The organism is Aquimarina sp. U1-2 (genome assembly GCF_017897595.1).
In the GTDB taxonomy this organism is placed as follows: domain Bacteria; phylum Bacteroidota; class Bacteroidia; order Flavobacteriales; family Flavobacteriaceae; genus Aquimarina.
Genome location: NZ_JAGKIK010000001.1, coordinates 486,852 through 509,209, shown reverse-complemented (window position 1 = coordinate 509,209; position 22,358 = coordinate 486,852). Strand labels below are relative to the sequence as shown.

At 34.8% G+C, this 22,358-nt stretch carries 16 protein-coding genes; 5 read left to right on the top strand and 11 right to left on the bottom strand.

The genetic code is table 11. From position 1 onward, the window contains the following. Positions 1-124 precede the first annotated feature (124 nt). Positions 125-952, top strand: coding sequence for a hypothetical protein (locus J8281_RS02195; protein WP_210195938.1), 828 nt, complete (start codon positions 125-127; stop codon positions 950-952). 68 nt (positions 953-1,020) lie between these two features. Here J8281_RS02195 and J8281_RS02190 read toward each other — a convergent pair whose 3' ends face one another. From J8281_RS02190 to J8281_RS02165, 6 genes are all read right to left on the bottom strand, one after another. Then, positions 1,021-1,290: a hypothetical protein gene (locus J8281_RS02190; protein ID WP_210195937.1), complete on the bottom strand. Its 270-nt coding sequence runs from the start codon at positions 1,288-1,290 to the stop codon at positions 1,021-1,023. 9 nt (positions 1,291-1,299) lie between these two features. Beyond that, the gene (locus tag J8281_RS02185; RefSeq protein WP_210195936.1) at positions 1,300-1,854 is read right to left on the bottom strand and encodes a sigma-70 family RNA polymerase sigma factor; all 555 of its coding nucleotides are present in this window, start codon (positions 1,852-1,854) and stop codon (positions 1,300-1,302) included. Positions 1,855-2,158: 304 nt separating this feature from the next. After that, positions 2,159-2,425, bottom strand: a complete 267-nt coding sequence (locus tag J8281_RS02180; protein ID WP_210195935.1) for a hypothetical protein — start codon at positions 2,423-2,425, stop codon at positions 2,159-2,161. A gap of 4 nt (positions 2,426-2,429) precedes the next feature. After that, the gene (locus tag J8281_RS02175) at positions 2,430-3,311 is read right to left on the bottom strand and encodes a cyclopropane-fatty-acyl-phospholipid synthase family protein (RefSeq protein ID WP_210195934.1); all 882 of its coding nucleotides are present in this window, start codon (positions 3,309-3,311) and stop codon (positions 2,430-2,432) included. A 5-nt stretch (positions 3,312-3,316) separates the two neighbouring features. Further along, on the bottom strand, positions 3,317-3,760 hold the full coding sequence (locus tag J8281_RS02170) for a hypothetical protein (RefSeq protein ID WP_210195933.1): 444 nt from the start codon (positions 3,758-3,760) through the stop codon (positions 3,317-3,319). Positions 3,761-3,930: 170 nt separating this feature from the next. Further along, a complete protein-coding gene (locus tag J8281_RS02165; protein ID WP_210195932.1) occupies positions 3,931-4,434 on the bottom strand; it encodes a GbsR/MarR family transcriptional regulator in 504 nt (167 codons plus the stop codon). A gap of 261 nt (positions 4,435-4,695) precedes the next feature. On the opposite strand from J8281_RS02165, the gene J8281_RS02160 reads away from it, so the two are divergent. Beyond that, the gene (locus J8281_RS02160; RefSeq protein ID WP_210195931.1) at positions 4,696-7,227 is read left to right on the top strand and encodes a M20/M25/M40 family metallo-hydrolase; all 2,532 of its coding nucleotides are present in this window, start codon (positions 4,696-4,698) and stop codon (positions 7,225-7,227) included. Between the two features lie 377 nt (positions 7,228-7,604). Here J8281_RS02160 and J8281_RS02155 read toward each other — a convergent pair whose 3' ends face one another. The 3 genes from J8281_RS02155 to J8281_RS02145 form a co-directional block, all read right to left on the bottom strand. Then, positions 7,605-9,626, bottom strand: a complete 2,022-nt coding sequence (locus tag J8281_RS02155; RefSeq protein WP_210195930.1) for a M3 family metallopeptidase — start codon at positions 9,624-9,626, stop codon at positions 7,605-7,607. A gap of 522 nt (positions 9,627-10,148) precedes the next feature. Then, on the bottom strand, positions 10,149-10,634 hold the full coding sequence (purE, locus tag J8281_RS02150; RefSeq protein WP_210195929.1) for a 5-(carboxyamino)imidazole ribonucleotide mutase: 486 nt from the start codon (positions 10,632-10,634) through the stop codon (positions 10,149-10,151). 131 nt (positions 10,635-10,765) lie between these two features. Beyond that, on the bottom strand, positions 10,766-11,923 hold the full coding sequence (locus J8281_RS02145) for a 5-(carboxyamino)imidazole ribonucleotide synthase (RefSeq protein WP_210195928.1): 1,158 nt from the start codon (positions 11,921-11,923) through the stop codon (positions 10,766-10,768). Positions 11,924-12,079: 156 nt separating this feature from the next. Here J8281_RS02145 and J8281_RS02140 point away from each other — a divergent pair, with 156 nt between their 5' ends. After that, the gene (locus J8281_RS02140) at positions 12,080-13,186 is read left to right on the top strand and encodes an adenylate kinase (protein ID WP_210195927.1); all 1,107 of its coding nucleotides are present in this window, start codon (positions 12,080-12,082) and stop codon (positions 13,184-13,186) included. Between the two features lie 175 nt (positions 13,187-13,361). Beyond that, positions 13,362-14,360, top strand: a complete 999-nt coding sequence (obgE, locus tag J8281_RS02135) for a GTPase ObgE (RefSeq protein WP_210196078.1) — start codon at positions 13,362-13,364, stop codon at positions 14,358-14,360. A gap of 1 nt (position 14,361) precedes the next feature. On the opposite strand, the gene J8281_RS02130 is transcribed toward obgE, so the two are convergent. Beyond that, entirely contained in the window at positions 14,362-14,682 is a 321-nt protein-coding gene (locus J8281_RS02130; RefSeq protein ID WP_210195926.1) for a GNAT family N-acetyltransferase, read from the bottom strand. 225 nt (positions 14,683-14,907) lie between these two features. Between J8281_RS02130 and J8281_RS02125 the strand changes: the two genes are divergently transcribed. Further along, complete coding sequence (locus tag J8281_RS02125; RefSeq protein ID WP_210195925.1) at positions 14,908-15,501, top strand: fasciclin domain-containing protein; 594 nt, start codon at positions 14,908-14,910, stop codon at positions 15,499-15,501. A 387-nt stretch (positions 15,502-15,888) separates the two neighbouring features. Here the strand turns inward: J8281_RS02125 and J8281_RS02120 are convergent, their stop codons facing one another. Then, positions 15,889-21,957 (bottom strand): alpha-2-macroglobulin, encoded by a 6,069-nt coding sequence (locus J8281_RS02120; protein WP_210195924.1) that lies wholly within the window; start codon positions 21,955-21,957, stop codon positions 15,889-15,891. Positions 21,958-22,358 lie beyond the last annotated feature (401 nt).

The following is a 22,358-nucleotide window of genomic DNA, read 5'->3' as shown; positions in this document are numbered from 1 at the left end:
AGTTGTAATTGAGATTGCAAAAGTACGTATTTAATACTTAAAAATTTCACAATTAATTAACGAGAGCATGTCAAGTTTTTAACCAACTTCGAAGGTTATTAACAGGTAACCTTTAGTAAACGACGTGCAAACCTTAGAAAGTGTCTTTAGATTTTACATCAATAGCAGTATTCATGTGGCTGTATCCATATGTGCACTAATAGAAATAACGTTTATAAAATTTGGGGTGACTACAGACCATACCTTCGTTTTTACCCTATTTTTTGGGTCTATAGTAGCGTATAATTTTGTAAAGTATTCGAACACATCCAAACTGTATCATAAAAGATTAACCAAATCGATGAAAAGCATTCGATTTTTTACATGGTTTTGTATGGTGTTATTTGTTTATTTTACATTCACTTTATCTTTAAAAACCATTTTGTATATATTTCCTTTTGCAGCACTAACACTATTGTATGTAGTGCCAATTTTTCCTAGAAATCACAGCCTACGCAGTTTGGCAGGAATTAAAATTTTTATTATCGCCATAGTGTGGGCGGGTATGACTGTATTGGTCCCTATGATCTACGCAAATGCGGTATTGAATTACGATTTTGTGGTTGAAATCATACAAAGATTTCTATTTATAGTGGTAATCATGCTTCCTTTTGAAATAAGAGATCTTCAGTATGATTCGACTCATCTTGAGACGATCCCTCAACAAATTGGGGTCACTAGAACCAAGGTTTTTGGTAGCTGTCTACTAGTGGTATTCTTATTGTTAACCGCTATTAAAACTACGATTTCTTCAATTGAGATTTTAAGTACCATTCTTATAACCACTATAAGTTTGTTATTTTTATGGGGAACCGAAAAAATGCAATCTAAATATTATTGCTCATTTTGGGTAGAAAGTGTACCTATACTATGGTACTTTGGTATAGTTGTACTAAGTTATCTATTTATGTGAGACTACATCAGGGTTCAAATATCCATATGATGTTTTCTGAAGTGTTTTCAATTTCTTTAGTTAATTATTTAAGGTTCTTGCTCAGACAACTTTTCTTTTATGCGTTCTTTCATTGCGTTTTTTTGGTGCGGGGCAATACTAATTACCTTAGGATCTTTAACTAGTTTGGTTAATTTTGAATTTTTTACAGAATATTTTCTACAGGCCCTACAATAAATAAGATGTATGTTTAGCTTCACTTTTTCCCAAAAAGATGCTTCTTTATATTGGTTTTTGTCGCAAAAGTGATTTGCTTCTGTACAGCTTACAAAAATTCCTTTTTTAGTACTTTTATCCATGTTTTCCTTCTAAAACCAATTTTTTTCTAAACATTCAGCCATAGCGGTGCGTGCCCTGTGTATAATAACCCACAGGTTAGACGCAGTAATATCAAATTCATTACAAATGGCTTCAGTTTCGAAACCTTGTATGGTTTTCATTTTAAAAATAGTAGCTTGTTTTGCAGGTAACTTTCCCATACAATTATGTATGGCCAGGCCCAATTCTTCGTTTTCAATCTCACCTTCGGCGTTGCGATCAAAAGGATCTGCAACTCGTTCTTCGAGCCAGTCACCTTCAGTTTCACCGTCTGCAGCATAGTTTATTCTTATCTCTGCTTTTCCTTTGTTGCTATTAATTTTGCGGTAATGATCGATAATTTTTCTTTTCAGTATAGAAATAAGCCATGTGCGCTCGCTTGCTTCACCTTTAAAATTCTTCATAGATTTAAGACCTGCAAAAAATGTTTCCTGCACGAGATCCTGTGCGATTTCTTTATCATCGACTCTTACAATGGTATAGTTAAATAAGTAATCACTGTATTGATCAACCCATGTATTGGGATTTAAAGTATGTGTCGACATCGTCTTTTGGTGTTGGATTCATCAAAAATAGGATAAAAAGTTGAATCTAATAATGCTCTTACAAATCTACAGCAAGTAGCAAGATAGTTTGTCAACATTTCAATCAATATTTCGTATAAGACCATTTATAATGTAGATGTTTCTAGGTATTTTTTAATTGCTGAATTTCTACGTAACAAAAAGCGAGTAAGATATTGTTTAAGTAGTAATACCATTTCCACTTTAAAATTGCTCATCAAAAATTGCCCTTTTCCGTTTATACTTCAAAATAAAAAACAACCATAGCTACTTGGTGAAGAAATTTTTAAATTTTATTAATATTCGTTTCATCTGTAAATTTTTCAGGAAATTTGAAAGTGCTAATTATGCTTTCGTGTGTTAGGTAGAATCCAAAATGCTTTCCTCTCCAGGTTATGGTTTCATGTAGTTTTATCAAACCCGAAGTTCGTCCTGCTATCGCTTTTTCTTGAGTATGCTTGGCAGCACTCATATGAAAATCGATATCTCGAGATAGATTAAATACCTTTTCTACAGAAGCATGGATATGTGTATGAAGTACGATCTCATTCATCGTATTATTTTTGAGCAGTTATTAAATAATATCCAAAACTTTTTAAATGAAGACCAGAAAGCAAGGCGAATAGAGAACCTTTCAAATTATTGAGACTTTGAGGTTGTAATAGTTCATTTTTAAACACTTTTTTAAGTACAAAACCGGTAATCGCAAAAGGAACATGTAGTACAGAAGGAGCCACCCTAAACGAGATGTCTTCGACCACGATATTTTTAAAACCTATTTGTTCTAGCGTTTTTTTAACTTTATGAATATTACCTAATCCTTCTAAACTCCATCCTTTGCAAAGTTGTTCGTAACAATAATTACTCCCCATACATAGTTTTTTTGCATCTTTTTTTAAAAAGGCATCTGCAATCACTAGTCGGGCTCCAGGTTTTAAAATTCTATATGCTTCTTGTAAAACTGTTCTTCTATGGCCAGAGTGACATAGACTTTCTATGGCATAAGCGCCATCAACACTGCAGTTTGAAAATGAGGTGTTTTCATAATTCTCTTCAAGTATGAGTCCGTTACAATTTTTAAATCGTTGATTTCCTTCTTTTACCTGAAATGAAGAAAGTGTACTACCTATAATATGAAGTAGAGGATATTTTTTTAGACCGTAAAGCATGGTACCACCCATACCACAACCCAAATCTGCTAGCAATGAGTTTTTTTTGGAAACTTGTAAACGATTAAAGATCTGATTATTCATTTCATTAAGCATCGAATCTCTTTTAAAAAAACTTGTTTTAAAAGGAATGTAATATCCAAAATGCATATTTAGGTCTTTACTCCAAAATTCATAATCTTCAGTTGCTTCATTATAAAAATTACTAATTTTTTCTTGGGTTGCAGAACGTTTGATTCTTAATTTTTCCAGTAGTGTAAGTGTGCTCATAGTTTTTAATTAAGATTGAAAAATCCAATACAATTATAAATTAATAGTAAGCTATAGACTACAGCAAAAAGTACAAATAGGCAATTCATGAAATAGCTACCAATTTTAAAAATAGTTTTTTTAGGAATTTCATACATTGGGTAATAGGCAATTTGAGTTAAGACTTTACCTACCCAGTACGCAGCAATAAGACCTGTGATTGCAATGGCCAGTTCAGATTGTTCTTTTAGTTGTGATGTAAGAATAATGGCAATCAAACCGAACGAAAAATTAAGACCTTGAATGTATCTTCCGTAGGTCTTGGCGATTTCTTGATTTAGTGGTTTTAATTGTTTTACATCGGTATACCAATCAAAAACTTTGTGTCGAATATATGGATAGATCAAAGCAGTAAATATTTGACCGATGCCTCCTGTGATAATTAGCCAGTTAGGAATAGTAAAGTTCATATTAAATGTTTTAAATTTTCAGAAAATATTGAAAGTTAATATTAAGACTATTTATAGTTTGTAATTCTAGGAAGTGAAGAACCTTTGAGATATATTCGTAATTAATAGGTTACTTCATCGTAAAAATTTCAATAGTGATGAGATTTGAAATTTTCTCAACAGTTTTATTATTATTTAATCAATTTAACCAAAGCTTTTGTAATCCAATTATTTTCTTGACCTATAACTTTATTCATCATAATATCTAAATTATTGGCCATCTCATGCAAAGCTTTTGTTTGTTGTATGAGTTCTTTAGTTTTTGCAGTACCATCTTCTTCAATATTTGATACATCGTTCAACACTTTAATGGTAGGTTGTAATTCTCTACGACTTCTTTCTTTTGCAATTTGTCTGGCAAGTTCTTGAACATTTTTTTCTGAAGTAAAGAACTCTTTACGCTCACCCATCTTATTTTCTTTAAAAACGATTCCCCAGTCCATTAGTTGGCGCAAGTTCATACTCGTATTTCCTCTTGAAATTTGTAATTCTTCCATAATATCTTCCATAGAAAGTGGTTCTGGTGATATCATTAACAAGGCATGTATTTGAGCCATGGCCTTATTAATTCCCCATAATGTGCCTAATGCTCCCCAGGTAGAGATAAATTTATTTTTTGCTTCATCGTAATTCATGTTTCAAATATACAAATTATTTTAAACTTTCAAAATATTTTGAAAGTTTAAAATAATTTATTGGTACTGTCAAAGGGTATAATACCCCAAAGGCTTACTTCAAGATTAAAAAATTATTTTCCAGGTATGCCATGTGGACTTGCGCCGGGGTAGTTTACTTATTATAAAAAGAGGTGTATACAGTTAATATTTTGTGGAGAAGCCATTTTGGTTAGACGTTGATTTTATGTAAGTTAATCTTCTAACACAAACTTATAAATTATGAAAAATAGTATTTTAATCATCTACATGACTTGCTTGTGCTTGTTTTTGAGCAAAGGCTTCGCACAATCACCAACAAAACACTTCTTCGCAACTATGCAAACCAGAGATGCTCAGGGATTAAAAATCAATCATCCAGAAGATATCAAGATAATTAGTTCGAAAGGAGCGTATAGTGCTGTTTTACTAAGTCCGAATGCCGCCGAAGAATTACATCATAAGGTTTTAGTACACGGTCCAGGGTTTATTTACGAAACTTCAGAAAAAAATGCTATCGCTTCGATTACTGCAATTCATAAGCAATCTGTACAAAAACGACAAGCCGTATTTTCAATTACCCAGGATGCTTTGGTAAGACAAAGCCTGGATCTTGTGAATAATTTTAATATTGCGAATCAAATCCAAGAGTTAGAAGATTACGGAACCCGATATCATACAACAGCTAGCGCTAGACGTGCTGTATTGGATTTAAAAACCAAATGGGAAAGTCTTGCAAGTAATCGTAGCGATGTTTCGGTAAGAATTGTAAATCACACCAGTACTTCAATGCCTTCGGTAGTAATGACTATTACAGGGACAGAAGATCCCGACGAGTTTGTTATTATTGGTGGTCATATTGATTCTACAGCTAGAAATAATAATACGACTAATGCACCGGGAGCCGATGATAATGCATCGGGTATTGCTACCATAACAGAGGCAGCTAGAGTGTTGTTTACGATGAATTTTAAACCGAAACGTACTGTAGAATTTATGGCTTTTGCTGCAGAAGAGGTTGGATTACGAGGTTCAAAAGAAATTGCAGAAGATTATAAAAGACGAAATGTAAATGTGATCAGTTATATGCAATTGGATATGACAAATTACAAAGGATCGACAAACGATGTTTATGTTTCTACAGATTCGTATAATGACGACGCACTCAACGACTTTCTAATTTTATTAATGAATCATTATAATGCATCAGGTACACATCAAATAACATATGGCACCTCACAATGTAACTACGGGTGTTCTGATCATTACAGTTGGGCACAGCAAGGATATGATGTTGCCTTTCCGTTTGAAGCAAGGTTTAATGAAAGTAATCCTAATATCCATACAACCAGGGATACATTTGATCGCTCACCTACACCTGATGCTACCCATGCCGCAAAATTTGCCAAGTTAGCGCTAGAATATATCATAGAAATTTCTAACGGAACAGCAACAGGAGGTCCCGGTGGGGAGGACTGTAGCACTCTAATCACTGCATTTCCTGATCAACAGGGATTTGAAGAATCTATAGGAAGATGGAAACAATCTACTACCGATGATATCAACTGGATCATGAATACCGGCGGTACTCCGTCGAATGGTACCGGACCCAATAGTGCTTCTCAGGGCTCGTCTTATATTTATGTAGAAGCCTCTGGTAATGGCAGTGGTTTTCCAAATAAAAGTGCAATACTTAATTCTCCTTGTTTTGATTTGAGCAGATTGACTACGGCCTCAATAAATTTTAAGTATCATATGCAAGGAAGCGCCATAGGAACTTTATCTTTAGCAATTAGTACCGATAATGGTTCTTCTTGGGTTTCAATCTTTAATAAATCGGGTGCGCAAGGTGACCGTTGGAACCAAGCAAGGATCAATTTAAATACATATGTTGGCTCGACTATACAGTTTCGTTTTAATGCTATTACAGGTAGTAGTTGGCAAGGGGATATGGCTATCGACGACATACATATTGGTGAATCCAGTGTAGATCCTGATCCTGATAATTGTACTACAATAAATTTTAATGACGCCACCATTACCTCATTTTCAAATCAAGATGCTGAAGGTAGTTATTTGGTAAGTAGTGAAGGTGATAGATTATCATTGCAAAACAACACCTGGAAATATATAGTGCTTAATTATACCGTTACCGCTGCTACAATTTTAGAATTTGATTTTAATAGTAATGCACAAGGTGAAATCCACGGAATAGGGTTTGAAAATGACAATATTCTAACTGCTGAACAATATTTCAAGATTCATGGCACACAAAATTATGGAATAACCAATTATGATACCTATTCTAGTGGGACTGCACGATACCGCATTCCTGTAGGAAGTTTTTACACGGGTGCTATGGATCGTTTGGTATTTATTAACGATAATGATGCAGGGAGTGGCAATACATCGACCTTTTCTAATATAAAAATCCACGAAGGATCCTGTGGGCAAGCTACTTTGAGAGGTGCTAACGCGTATCAAACGGCAGTTTCTCGCAACTTAGGAGATGAGCCCGAAGGAATATTATCTTCGGTGGTTATCAACCCAAACCCTACAAAAGATAATTTTACGATACAAATAGGACAGGATAGTATAAAGGATATAAAAGCTTCGATTTATTCTATTGCAGGAGCAAAAATTACTCAGTTGTCTTTACAGTCGGGAACACAAACCTATTCTGCAAAAAAGCTAAAATTAACACCAGGGATTTATCTTTTAAAGCTACAAACGGAAGGTGAAGTATCGGTAGTAGAAAGAATAGTAATCAAATAATATAAATTTGACTTAACCCGGGTTATGTATTAGAATTTGGTAATAGATTTTCTAATGCATAAAGCGGGTTAAACTTACTATCTGTTTGGGCAGCGTCGAGAACTTATCATCACGGTGAGGTAGCTTGCTACTGACCTCTAATTTTTTTTATTGATTATCCGTTATTATACCTAAAATTTAACTGAGAAGTCATCCTGAATTCATTTCAGGATCTCATTACGTTCATTATCAATACATTGAGATTAGAAGCTGAAACGAGCCTGTGCTGAACTCGTTTCAGTATTCAGCTCAACGCAAATCGTTTAGATTAAATTACGGATATTCGTATTTTTTTTCTTAAAAGCCTGAAATAAAAATCAATACACCATAACTTGGCGTTATTTTATAAGTCCGGCGCGTTTTAAAAGGGCTTCTGGCTTTGGCTCTTTACCTCTGAAGCGTTTATACAAGGTCATAGGATTTTCGGTACCCCCTTTTGATAAAACATGATCTCTAAACTTTTGAGCTATTTTTTTGCTGAAAATTCCATTTTCTTTGAAATATTCAAAAGCATCAGCATCCAATACTTCAGCCCATTTATAAGAATAGTACCCAGCAGAGTACCCCCCTTGAAAAATATGTGCGAATGAAGTACTCATACAATTTTCTTCAATGTCAGGAAATAGCAAAGTTTCTTTAAATATTGTTTTCTCATATGTTTTCACATCGGTAATAGAACTAGGATCTTTCGCGTGCCATCCCATGTCTAATAAACCAAAACTTAATTGACGTAGTGTCGCCATACCCTCCATAAAAGTTGCTGATTCTTTAATTTTTTCAATCAGCTCCATCGGTATGGTTTCTCCTGTTTTATAGTGTTTGGCAAAAAGTTCGAGTGCTTCTTTTTCATAACACCAGTTTTCAAGAATTTGGCTAGGTAGTTCTACAAAGTCCCAGTATACACTTGTTCCAGATAGGCCAGGGTAGGTTGTATTTGCTAGCATACCGTGTAAGGCATGACCAAATTCGTGAAATAACGTAGTGACTTCGTTAAACGTTAAAAGTGAAGGCTTACTAGGAGTCGGTTTTGTAAAATTACAAACGATAGATACGTGCGGACGAATATCATGACTTTCTTTTTTCATTTGAGTTTTATATGAAGTCATCCAGGCACCATTACGTTTACCCGGCCTAGGATGAAAATCTGCATACAATAGCGCTACAAAATTTCCTTTCGCATTGGTAACTTCATACGTTTTTACTTCTTCATGATAGGTGTCTACTTGATCAGTTTCTCTAAATTGAAGTCCAAAAAGCTTGTGTGCTACTTCAAAAACGCCATAAATTACATTTTCTAGTTTGAAGTATGGTTTTAACTTTTCATCATCAAGATCGAACAATTTTTGTTTTAATTTTTCGGTATAGTACGCTCCATCCCATTTTTCGAGACGATCTATACCGTCTAACTCTTTTGCGAACTTTTCTAATTGCTTAAACTCCCTCTCTGCTGCGGGTTTTGCTTTTTGTAAAATTTCATTTAGAAAAGAAAACACCTTGTCTGGTGTTTCGGCCATTCTTTCTTCCAATATATAATGTGCATGCGATGCATATCCCAAAATTAGGGCTCTTTGGTGACGAAGGTTTGCAATTTTCAAAACATGCTCTTGATTATCCAACTCGTCATTATGAAATCCTTTGGCGCCAAAGGCAAGTAACATTTTTTTTCTGAGTGCTCTATTGTTGGCATAGGTAACAAAAGGGATAAAACTGGGATAATCTAGTGTAAATAGCCAGCCTTTTTTATTTCTGGTGTTTGCCATCGCCTTTGCCGCTTCTTTAGCTCCTTCGGGTAGGCCATCAAGATCGTTTTCATTGGTAAGCAGCATTTCGAAAGCATTCGTTTCTGCCAATATATTTTCGCCAAAATTGAGGCTTAATTTTGAAAGTTCTTTGTCAATTGCCCTAAGCTCACTTTTTTTATCTTCCGGAAGATTAGCACCGTTTCTCGAGAATGATCTATATCTTTTGGTAAGTAATGTACGCTGTTCTGGACTAAGCTGAAGTTCTTCTCTATGCTGGTAAACGGCTTCTATTCGTTTAAATAGGTCAAAATTAAGCGCAATATCATTACTGAATTCAGACAATAGCGGGGAAGCTTCTTGAGCTATCTTTTGAATTTCATCGTTGGTTTCTGCACTATTCAAATTGAAAAATACGCTGGTTACCCTGCCTAATAATTCTCCGCTATATTCTAATGCTTCTATAGTATTTGAAAATGAAGGTGCATCAGGATTAGAAACGATTTGATCTATTTCTTTGTTGGCAATAGCAATACCATTTTTTATTGCCGGTAAAAAATGTGCTGATTCGATTTGTGAAAAAGGTGCTATATCAAAGGGTTTAAGTAATGGATTGCTCATGTTTTATTAAAAATCTTAATTAATGAATTTCGAGTTCTACACTATATGCAAATTTAAAACATCTTTATTTCGTTTTTGATGATGTTTATTTCTTTTTAGGTGAATTGGTTTAAACCCGTTTGGTAGAAAATCCAAAGATATGCAAAGCAAAATGATAATAACTCCTTCTTTTTTTGTTAAAAACATGTAATTTTTTGTTAACAACCCTGTTAATTAAATTTTTTTCAGCAAAAATCATAGTGTAAAATGCAGAAAATAAACATTTTATCGAAAATATGAGCTTTTCATCGAAATTGTTAATAAAAATAGTGTTACATGTATTGTGTAATCAAAGTAAGGTTTTACCTTTGTTATAGGTTTTAAGAGTATGGTCTTACTTTGAATTTTTTGTGTAATATATTTAAGTTGGTTAATAAATATTGTTATATTCTTCTGTAAGACCTGATATTTAGAGAGTCACCGAAAGGTGACTCTTTTTTGTTATCATGGATTTAACTACTAAAATGTAATCTTCACTCTTGATTATTGTGTAATAGTTTTGGCGCCTTCTATAACTTTTTGCTTAAGCCCTTCTTTATATACGATGACTTTATCCAAAACGCATGAATCACTTGCACCAATGATTTGAGCTGCCAGTATTCCGGCATTTAACGCTCCGTCTAATGCTACGGTAGCCACTGGAACTCCGCCGGGCATTTGAAGGATCGAAAGTACTGAGTCCCAGCCGTCGATAGAATTTCGTGATTTAACCGGTACACCTATTACTGGTAAGGGTGATAATGATGCTACCATCCCAGGTAAGTGTGCCGCACCTCCAGCACCTGCAATTATAGCTGTAATACCTCTCTTATGCGCATTTTTGGCATAGTCGAATAACTTTTCGGGAGTTCGATGTGCAGAAACGATATCTACCTCGACTTCAATATCGAACCCTTGCAATACTTCTATCGCTTTTTCCATTACAGGCATATCACTAGTACTACCCATTATTACTCCTACTTTACTCATATATTATTGTGTTTAGTATTGCTACTTTAAAACGATACTTTGATTGATAAGCTAATCCTATTCTCAAGCCCGCTCTAGTGCATTTGTATATTTCACTCTATATTCATAGGTTGTTTTTTCCATAAAAAAAGCTACTTACATACTACTTTAATAGTGTTTTTGACTTGTTCTGCAATTTTACGCGCTTCGTCAATTTGTTTATGTACTATAGTAACATGCCCCATCTTCCTGAACGGACGTGTATGTTTTTTGCCATAAATATGTGGAGTTACACCAGGAAGCTTCATAATCTTATCTATGTTTTTATACAATACATCACCGTTATAACCTTCGGCACCAACCAGGTTTACCATGATACCACCTACCTTACTTTCGGTAGCTCCTAAAGGTAAATCTAATATCGCGCGTATGTGTTGTTCGAACTGATTCGTATAACTGGCTTCTATACTGTAGTGACCACTATTATGTGGTCTGGGAGCAACTTCATTTACCAAAATTTCATCATCTTTGGTTTGAAACATTTCTACAGCCAGCACCCCTACATGTTCGAATTTTTTTGAAACTTTCTTGGCAACTTCTATGGCTTTTGATGCAATCTTATCGCTTATTCGAGCAGGACATATGACATACTCTACTTGATTTGCTACTGGGTGAAACTCCATTTCTACCACAGGATATGTTTTGATTTCACCACTTACACTACGAACAACAATAACTGCCAATTCATTTTTGAAATCAATCATTTCTTCAGCTATACATTCGACATCAGGTAGTTTTGCTACGTCTGCCCCTGTTTTAACAACCGATACTCCTTTACCATCGTACCCTCCTTGAGTACTTTTCCATACAAAGGGGAGCTTGATGCGATAATCGGTAATGCCTTCTGTGAGGTGTGCTTTATTTGAAAATCTTCTAAATTTTGCCGTAGGGATATGGTGGTCTTGATAAAAAAGTTTTTGATTTCCTTTGTTCTGTATAATTTCTAAAGTTTTCGAACTTGGATATATTGTTTTTCCTTCTCTCTCTAGTTTTGCCAGCGCCTTCGTGTTTACGGTCTCAATTTCAAAAGTTAGCACGTCGACCTTTTTACCAAAATTGTAGACCGTTTCATAATCCATTAAACTACCTTGCTGAAAGTGATCACAGGCTATTTTACAAGGTGCTTCAGGATTCGGATCAAGAACGTGCGTTTGAATGTCATATTTTCTGGTATCGTACAACATCATCTTACCTAGTTGACCACCTCCCAATATTCCTAATTTAAAATCGGACGAGAAAAAATTTGTCATTGCAGGGATTTCGTATTTACTTTAATGAAAAACAAAAATAATTTTTTCAGAAAGAATAACCATAAGAATACGAAGCAAATCATAGAGTCAATCTTTTATTATCACTATCTTTGCCGTTTTCATCAAAAAAATATTGTACTGGTAAGTAATAAAATTATGATCAAACTTCATGATTTAGAATTTGTTCCTTTCATTACCGAAGAGACAATCGAAAACGCTATTGATACGATTGCAGATCAATTAAATGCTGATTTGTTTGATAAAAATCCAGTGTTTATTGGAGTGTTAAACGGAGCTTTTATGTTTGTTTCTGAAATACTAAAGCGATTTAAGTTTGATTGTGAAGTTAATTTTGTGAAACTAGCATCTTACCAGGGAACACAAACGACCAACGAAATTGATGAACGTATAGGATTAGGTCAAAATATTTTAGACCGAACTGTTGTTGTACTCGAAGATATCGTGGATACAGGAAATACGATAACATGGGTACATAAAACACTAAAAGATGCAGGTTGTAAAGAAATTAAAGTTGCTACCTTATTTTTTAAGAACGAAGTGTATAAAAAACAAGTTACGATAGACTATTACGGGCTTAGTATTCCTAATAAATTTATTGTAGGATACGGACTAGATTATAATGGTCTGGGTCGAAATCTTACGGATGTATATCAACTAAAATCAATTAAAATGACAAATTTGGTGTTATTTGGTCCGCCAGGGGCAGGAAAAGGAACACAAGCAGAGGTTTTAAAAGAAAAATATGATCTAATTCACATTTCTACGGGCGATGTTTTTAGATACAACATCAAAAATGCTACCGAATTGGGTACACTTGCCAAATCGTTTATCGATAAAGGGCAGTTGGTTCCAGACGAGGTTACTATAGATATGCTTAATGCTGAAGTGGATAAGAACCCAAAAGCAAATGGCTTTATTTTTGATGGTTTCCCAAGAACTGAAGCACAGGCAGATGCTTTATCTGCATTGTTGAAAACAAAAGGATCAGAGGTAAGTGCGATGGTCGCATTAGAAGTAGATGACGAGGTACTGGTACAACGATTACTAGAAAGAGGAAAAACCTCGGGACGACCAGATGATGCCGACGAAAAAGTAATTCGAAATCGGATAAAAGTATATTACGAAGAGACTGCTATTTTAAAAGAATATTATCAAAAGCAAAATAAATACTTCGGGGTTGATGGGGTAGGCAATATTCAAGACATTACTGAAAGATTGAGCCAGGTGATAGATCAGCTCTAAATGTAATCTTTGAAAAGGAAAGTATCGTTTTTAAGGCCTATAGAACTTATCTAAACTTTTTTATAATTAGCTGAAAATAGTATTTTTTAGCAAATTGAACAATGTCGAAACCAGTTCTTTAACTACGAATACATTTATTCTGGATCATGCCAGAATAATAAGTGGCAACATTATTATGACAGAAGGGAATTTTGTAGACTATGTAAAATTGCATGTAACTTCCGGAAATGGAGGTAAAGGTTCTGCACATTTACACCGAGAGAAATATATTGCCAAAGGAGGTCCCGATGGTGGTGATGGTGGTCGTGGAGGACATGTAATCGTACGCGCCAATCCAAATATGTGGACGCTTTATCATCTTAAGTTTAAGCGTCATTTCAAAGCAGGACACGGGGCACACGGTAGTAAAAACCGTAGCACCGGAGCTGATGGGGAAGATGTGTATATCGATGTGCCTTTGGGAACAGTAATTCGAGATACCGATACACAAAATGTAATCAAAGAAATTACTGAAGAAGGGCAGGAATATGTAGTTGTCGAAGGAGGTATGGGAGGTCGTGGAAACTGGCATTTTAAAAGCCCTACCAATCAAACGCCTCGCTATGCACAACCCGGAATAGAAGGACAACAACACGATATTACTTTAGAGCTTAAAATACTTGCCGATGTGGGTTTGGTAGGGTTTCCTAATGCAGGAAAATCAACTCTTTTATCAGTAGTTACAGCGGCCAAACCAAAAATAGCAGACTATGAGTTTACGACATTAAAACCAAATCTTGGCATAGTAGAATATCGCGATTTTCAAACCTTTGTTATGGCAGATATTCCCGGAATTATTGAAGGTGCAGCAGAGGGAAAGGGGATCGGACATCGCTTTTTGCGTCATATCGAGCGAAACTCTACATTGTTATTTTTAATTCCCGCTGATGCTAGTGATATCGTCGAACAATACGAAATACTTCTTGACGAGTTACGCCGGTACAATCCTGATCTTTTGGATAAAGACAGGCTTATTGCGATATCAAAATGTGATATGCTTGATGATGAACTAAAGCAAGAACTGAAAGCAGAACTTGATCAACATTTCGTAATTCCTTATGTATTTATATCATCGGTTGCTCAGCAAGGTTTGCAAGAATTAAAAGATACCTTGTGGCAAATGCTTACTGATTAGCTTAAATCGAATATCCTTTTTTTAAAATCCTCTTAACAGTATCTGGATATCTTTTAAGGTATGCGGCTACAAAAGGACACAAAGGCACAAGTTGATATCCTTTCTCTTCTATAAATGCCAAGGTTTTTTTTACAAGAGCACTACCTAATCCATTACCTTCTAGCGGCCTGGGGACTTCTGTATGGGTTAAATAAATGGTGTCTTCTTTTGCCAAAATGTATTCTATAAATGCTATTTTATCATCTACATGTAACTCAAAACGTTTTTTTGGATTGTTTTTATTATTTGTAAGAGTTAATGATGACCAGTCTTTATGTGACATACGTATATGTTTGTATAGTTTTAATGTTGTAGTTTTTAAACTTAAAGTTCTCTACATGCCAAAATAGTAAACTGGTTTAACGATTACTAACCGACTCGTTGCGAATTCTCATTTGTTAACATCTCTTAACTTGTTTTAAAATATATTTAACAACATAAATAATACTACTTGATGATCTAATCAGTTTAGTGTTTAAATAAAATTTTCAATCTCAAATTAGTCAAAATGAAAATATTAAACGTAGTTACTTTTTTCACGGTTTCAATAGTAGTTTTAGCCTCATGTGATCAAGTGAAAAAGCAGGAGTCTAATCAAAATGAAGAACTAATTGCCCAGAATATAGAGGATACAGAGAAAGTCGAAGAAAAACTTCCTACAATTATCGAGTTTGTATCAGTAGATCAGGGATTCTCTATTTTCGTTAAAGCATTACAAGCTACCGAATTAGATGTAGAGCTCAATACAAAGCAAGGGTACACAGTTTTTGCACCTATCAATACTGCATTTGATGGTTTTTCTGAAGGTGTCGTTGAAAAACTTTTGAAGCCTGAAAATAAAGAACAACTTAGCGAGATAGTAAAATATCATATTATACCGAGTATAATTACCAAAGAAGATATAGTCGCAGCTATCAATGAACGAAGAGGTAGTGTTCCTTTAAAAACATTAGGTGGAAAAAAACTAACCGCTACATTGAAAGGAAATAGTATATTTTTAATTGACGAAATGGGAAATGGTGGAAAATTAATCACCACCGATGTAGAGGCAGCAAATGGGTTCATTAATACCATTGATGCTGTCATGCAACCAAATAAGTAGCCACATTCTTCTTATTTTTATATAGTTTTAAAACGGGGAGTCCAGTACTAGGATTCCCCTTTTTTAAACCCGGAATATGATTATAAGATCTATTACGGCTTAAAATACCTTCAAAAACAAACGCTGCGCTGTATTTTTCAATGTCACCGTAGCGGTGCTACGATGAAATTGAGAAAACACCTGTTTTTATTGATATTTCAACCCTCATTACGAAATTCTAATACATAATCCGGGTTAAATTCACTTTGGTATAAACCACACTTTTATCATTTGGAATAAGAGTTGAATTGACAGATTTTGACTGAAATAAGTAAAATGCACGATACAGTGTTAAAAAAAATGTCATTCTAACGTAGTCTAGGAAAGCTCTAGTGTATATAGCGTTCATTACTTAATTTCTATACGTACTCCTTTAGAATGGCTTGAAAACTCAGGAGCATACATACTTTGTATCGTAGTAATACCATTCGAGAAATTTCCTTTATTATTTACTCTAAGATCATACTCAAACACATATATTCCTTTAGGTAAATAATCGAAGAAAAAATGGGTTGCCGCATCTTTGGTACTTTGGTAATACCCTAATCCATCTTGCCATTTATACTGAGAGATTACAGTAACGGGCTCTAATCCAGAGGCTCGCATATCTTTTAGATGTATAAATTCCATATCACGATCTGATCGAAGTTCTATTCTTACCCTTATTAAGTCGCCAAGTTGAAGATTAGTTTTAGTAGTAATTTCTGTAATTTCCTCTCCGGTATCTGTATATGTTCTCAGAAATAGTTTTTTATTGAGTTCTAATGGGGTTTTAGCTGTGGTGATTTTATCCAGATTTTCAAAATACTGCCAATATAAAGCCCCCCAGGCGATACCCTTGCCTTTTTTGGTGATTTTTGCAGTAGCCATTTTAGGTGCTATTTCTTTGTTCGTCCAAGAGGTTTTAAAATATCCAGTACCTGCTTCAACTTGTATATCTTCAATTTTGGCGGGATCTACAGGTTGATCTCCTAAAACTATGTCGACCTTGTCGGTTATCGACAACCAGTCACTTCCTTCTAACAATAAAGCGTAAACTGCGTTTGCGGTGGCTTTGGTGGTTTGCCATCGATTGGTTTGTTTGTTTTTTAATAACCATATTTTAAGCTTATCTACAATCTCGGTTCGTTTAGGTACACTTTCAATTTCAGAAAATACTTCAATCATTAATGATTGTGTTTCGATAGGTGCTTGATACCAATACCAACTAGCAACGTTTGACTTCCAGTACATGCCAAGCTCATTACTTGTAATACTTCTTTCATCTAAAGATGCCGTAATGGTAGCCGCAGTTGATGTGTTTTTATTTCGGTGTAAAATTAAAGCGATCATGCCTTGTGCATATAAATTTTGCTTTAACCAGTATTTTCGGGATTGTCCCAAGTAGTACTCCCATGCTTCGTTTGTTTTTTTTGGTCTTTTTATATCTGAAAAAAAGCTACGCATGTATAGATAATGAACCTGGGTATAGCTAAGATGATTTTTATTAAGATCAATAGCATTCTTTTTACAATATCTTTTTAATGTTTCATATTCTTCTATAAATTCTTGATCCAAATATCGAATAGCATTTTGCAATAGGGCATATGCTTTGGTATCATAGTCTGTTACCCCTAACTTTTTAAGATGACCAAAGCCGGTTGCAATATGTTGCGTTATAAATCGGTTTTCATGTCCTCCTTTAAACCAGGGGAATCCACCAGAGCCATATTGCAAGTTTTGGAGTTTAGTAATCGCAGCTTGTAACTCGTTGTTCATTTTGTTGAGATCAAAAAGTAGCGCAATTCTCTTTTTTTGTTCGGTTTCACTAAGCGCATCGCGTAACCACGGAGTTTCTTGAATGATCATGGCTTTAAGCTCCGGGTTTTTTTCTAAATTGCTAAGTAGTGCATCTGTCGATTTCCATTGATTAAACACTTCCTGAATTCTAGGATTAGAAGTGGCAATATGGCTAGCCAGCGCATTGGCATAGAATCTGGAAAATGTTTGCTCAGAACATTCATAAGGATATTCCATTAAATATGGAAGTGCTTGCACAGCATACCACGCAGGATTCGATGTCATTTCTAGGGTAAGCTTGTGATGCTTTAGTGTACTCGAAGTGTTATTTTTCAGTTTGTTTAGCGTAAAGGTTTTGGTCTCGTTAGAACGTATCCACATTGGTAAAGTCTCGGTAACTAACATTCTATTTGATAATACGGGGAGTACACTTTGTTCTCCGTCTGAAAAATCTCCCGCTTTTGCAATGATTTTATAGTGTACGGTTTGAATATTATCGGGAATGTGAAGCTCCCAGGATACATTTGTATTTCCTTTGGCGCTCACCTCAAAATCCTGTCGTGCATTATTGTTGTGTAGCTCGGTATCGATAGGTTCATTGGTTACCGCATTAATGAGTTGTAGCTCGATGCTTCCACTTAAATTTTTATCAGCAAGATTTGAAATTTTAGAACTTAAAATGATTTTATCTCCTTCTCGTAGAAACCTAGGAGGGTTGGGTAATACCATTAGTTCTTTTTGAGTAACCGTTTCTAAAGCGGTAGTAGCGGCATGTAATGTTGGGGTATGTGCCAATAACTGCAGTTTCCATCGGGTTAATGCTTCAGGAGCGGTAAAACTAAAGCTTACATTCCCGCTAGCATCTGTAGTTAACTGCGGAATGAAAAAAGCAGTTTCCTGAAGGTTTTTTCGAATTTTTATACCATCTAATGAAACTTCTTTTTCTTCCTCTCTAGAAAGTAGATTGTTATTTTCTGCATCTCGAGTATTTGCTTCAGCACCCTGCTCTGTAACTACTATTTCATCTAATGAGTCAGATTCCTCTTCGATTGCTTCCATAGCTAACATAGGAGCAGCAGATCGATTCATTACTTTACTGCGGGTTGCATAGTATTGCTGACCAAAATATAGTCCGAACCAATTGAATTGATCGTATACTGGATCCCCAGAATAAGAACCGGAATGATTGTGATTGTAAAGCTGAAATTCTTCAACACCAAAACTACGAGAGGCTTGTCTACTATATTGTGAATGATATATCGGTCGATACAAAGGATTGAAAGTCCATTGATGCGGCATAAATTGGTCTAAAGACATATCATACATACTGGCCAAAAGCTCTGCTGCTATTTGATCTCCTTTGGGACCTTTGATAGTAAAACTCCAAGTTTCTTGCTGTCCTGGGTTGAGTTTATCTCTAAAAGTCTCAGTTTCTATGCTTAGTGTAGTAGGTTTATAGGGTACCGCAATTTGTACGGTTCCATTTTGGTAATCATTGTAATTTGCAAAACTGTAACTTACTGTAAAGCCACCTACATCTTTAGCCTCTACAGGTATTTTTATGGTTTTGCTATTTGTAGAAAGGCGAATAAGCTGCGTGTTTATAATTTTATGATTTTTTTCGATATCGACAGTTATAGTTATATTTTCTGAAGCAGAACTTAGTTTTACAATAGCTTCTTCACCGGCGCTATATGAAGATTTATTTGTGGTAATCTCGAATAATTGTTGATCGCTAACGGTTTTATCATCCTGACCAAAAACAGAAATGTATTGTATGTCTTTCACCTCTTGACCAAAGCGATCTTTTGTTTTTACTTCGATAACATATTTTCCAGATTCCCATTTCTTTAAAGCACCTAGTGCTATTTTCTGAGTTCCCTTTTCTTTAGTAGCCTCAGTATTAAATGTTGTATCAAATACTACCACACCTTTTTCCCAGTTTCTAAAGTCTGATTCGTTATCATAAGCGTCATTTGGGAACAGTTGCCTAAACTCTTCTTCGGAAAAACCAGGATAATCGGGAGCTTTCCACGGGCGCTGGCGCAAAGGTTTGTTAGGAGCTTTTAATTTATAGATTTTTAAGTCTCCAGAAGCAGCAATATTTTCATTATTCAGATTCTTGGTATTGATAATAAGATGGTGATCTTTTTGTGCCTTATCCATTTGGTTTTTAACAGAAAGGGTTACTGTCATGGTATGGTAACCTACATTGACTACGGTTGTTGTACTTCGGGTTTCTCCATTAATATCGGTAACGTCGGCAGTAATTTCATACGTAAAAATCGGAAGATTTTTTTTATCAACATCTGGATCAGGTAATGCTTTAAACTTGATTATATACGCACCTTTATCGTTGGTCGTGGTTTCGCCATGAGTAATCTCTTGCGGTTCTGATGTGTATCTTGGATACCAATAGTACCATCTTGGATACTGTACTTTTCTATGAACACGATATGTGACTTTGGCATTGGTAATGGCACTCCCGGCATAAGAATTTGCTGTTGCACTAAGTGTTATCACATCATTAACTTTAAATGTCTCAGTTACAGGATCAAATGTTGTTTCAAATTTAGGGCGCTTATATTCTTCAACAGTGATTGAAATGCTCTGATAGTTATTAGTTTGTAAAGTGTACCTACCGGTAATTCCTGCAGAGGGTAGTATGAATTCTCCTGCAAACGAACCATATTCATTAGTGGTAAAAGTTAAGGTTTGCACGTCTTGACCGTTCACATCTTTTAATGTTACATACGTAGATTGATTGGCTAATACTTTTGAATTTTCTTTACCACTAGACATCATCATAATACCTTTAAAATATACTATCTGACCAGGTCTATAGATACTTCGGTCTGTAAAAAGAAAGGTACTTTGTTGATTGGTGGTTGCATCATTCCTAGGGGTATAGGACTGGTTTAAATAATATCCTTTAAAATAAGCCGAATCGTTTTTATAGGTTGCAGTAATCGTCACATTGTTGTAATAGTTGTTTAACTTTAAATAAGCCTGACCTTTTGGGTCTGTAAGTAAAGTCTTATCCAATTGATTTCTATAGCCTTGCTCACTATTTGTTTTTAGATGTAATTTTGCATTTGCTACAGGTGCGCCTGTATTGCGATCAATTACTTGAAAAATAGATTGTTGAGGTGTGCGATTTTCGACCAGTGCTAAGTTGCTGACTTGAACATCTCCATACGAAAAAAGGTCATTTTGCGATATATCTTTGTTTACTGTTGCAAGTATCAAATATTGACCTTGTTCGAGCTGTGGGAGCAACACTTCAGTAGTATGTGTCTGAAAATCTTTTTCATTTTTAATTTCAGATTCCCAGTTTTTATGAACTTTTAAGCTATTAAAAAACTCAATTTTATCAGTAATTTGATATAGTTTTTTTAGGGATTGTAGTTGTTTTTGATTTACTCGTAAAGCCTTTATATAAAGTTTATTGAGGTTTTTATAAGTTATTAATAATCGTGCCGGTTGTTGAATTGGTAAATAGTTTTCTGTTTTAATAGTAAGTTCGGGGTGGAGTATTTGTGCTTTTAGCGATTGGCATTTTTCAGCTCCGCGTGAATCCGGAAATCTTTTTATGGTTTCATCGCAAAGTGCTATCGCTTCCTTAAGTTTCCATTGATGTTTTTCATTTTTATTAGGAATAAAAGTAGAAGCCTGTTCCTTATAGACAGTGGCAATTTCGAAGTTGTATAAAGCAGAGGCACTTTTATCATCAATTTTTTGTTTTTCTGAAGTTAGTGTTTTTAACAACTTAGCTTCTTTGTTTTCGAATACCGCATGATTCGATACAAACCTTAATCGGTCTATGTTTACCTCGACTAATGCTTCCAGTTCTTTGTCTCTGCGATGAAATTGGATTAAATTTTGATAAAGTTTGAGTGCATTGCCTTGAAGTGATAATGAGTCTTTGGGTGCTATCTCTAGCGCACTAAAGATAACATGATCTTCTATAAAGTTGGGGTCGTTCAGGGTAAAAGCATAGGCGGGTTTGGTGATACTAGTTTCTGATGTTTTATAAAATTGCAGCGCATTATGTGCTAAAAAGTCATAAAGCGTAGGTCTGTATCTTTTAGAATCGTTATCCGTGTGTATTAAAATATCGTCGAACTTTTTAAGATCGGTTTGTTGTGCTAATATCTCATTTGTAATAGATTTCTGAAAGTATTGATGAATTTCTGCAAATAAAGTATCAAGATCCCAAGTTCTAAAATCTTCTGGATCTGTCTTTTCTGAAGTTTGTGTGCGATTATAAAATTTCCATCTATTTTGTTGAAAATATTGCCAATAGAGATTTGCCAGTATACTTTCAAGTACATTCCTTTTAGGAAACGTACTTTGTTTTATCTCATCTTTAAAGTCATTTACAATCGTAAGTTGAGCATTTTCTTCAAGGGTGAGTACATACTTTGCTTTATGTAGCATTGCTTTTATGACCTGGTTGTCATTATTTTCTTTTTTGGCTTTATTGTAAATATTGTCGACAACTTCTAATGCAGATTTTGGTAATCCTTGCTCTTCAAAAGATGTTACTTTTTTCCAATCGGGAGCATATTCATTTTGACCGTTGACAACGTTCAAATTTGTGATGCAGATGATCATAAGAATGATATATTTCTTCATTATTTAGGTTTTAGATTTTTTTTATAAGCCAAAGCCATACCAAACTGGTTTATACGCTTTTGATTTAAGCGAAAAAGTCTAAATCAGTTCAATAAATGTATTACAGAATTCTTCTTTATTTGCAAATATTTATATAAAACTACATATTAATTAAGTTCTACATCTTTTGGCCGTATCATATAAAAGTAATTTTTGAATATCTGCTATACATCATAATATTAACTTTAATGTCTGGTCGAGCGCAGTCGAGACCTGATTTAGAGCTCGTTGGATTTACTAACCTCTCCACTGCGCTCGAGAAAACAATGCGATATTATAGATTACGGATATTCATAAAGCAATTTAATGGTGTTATAAAGACTTAAAGATAAAGAATACAGATGTTAGATTATTTAATACAT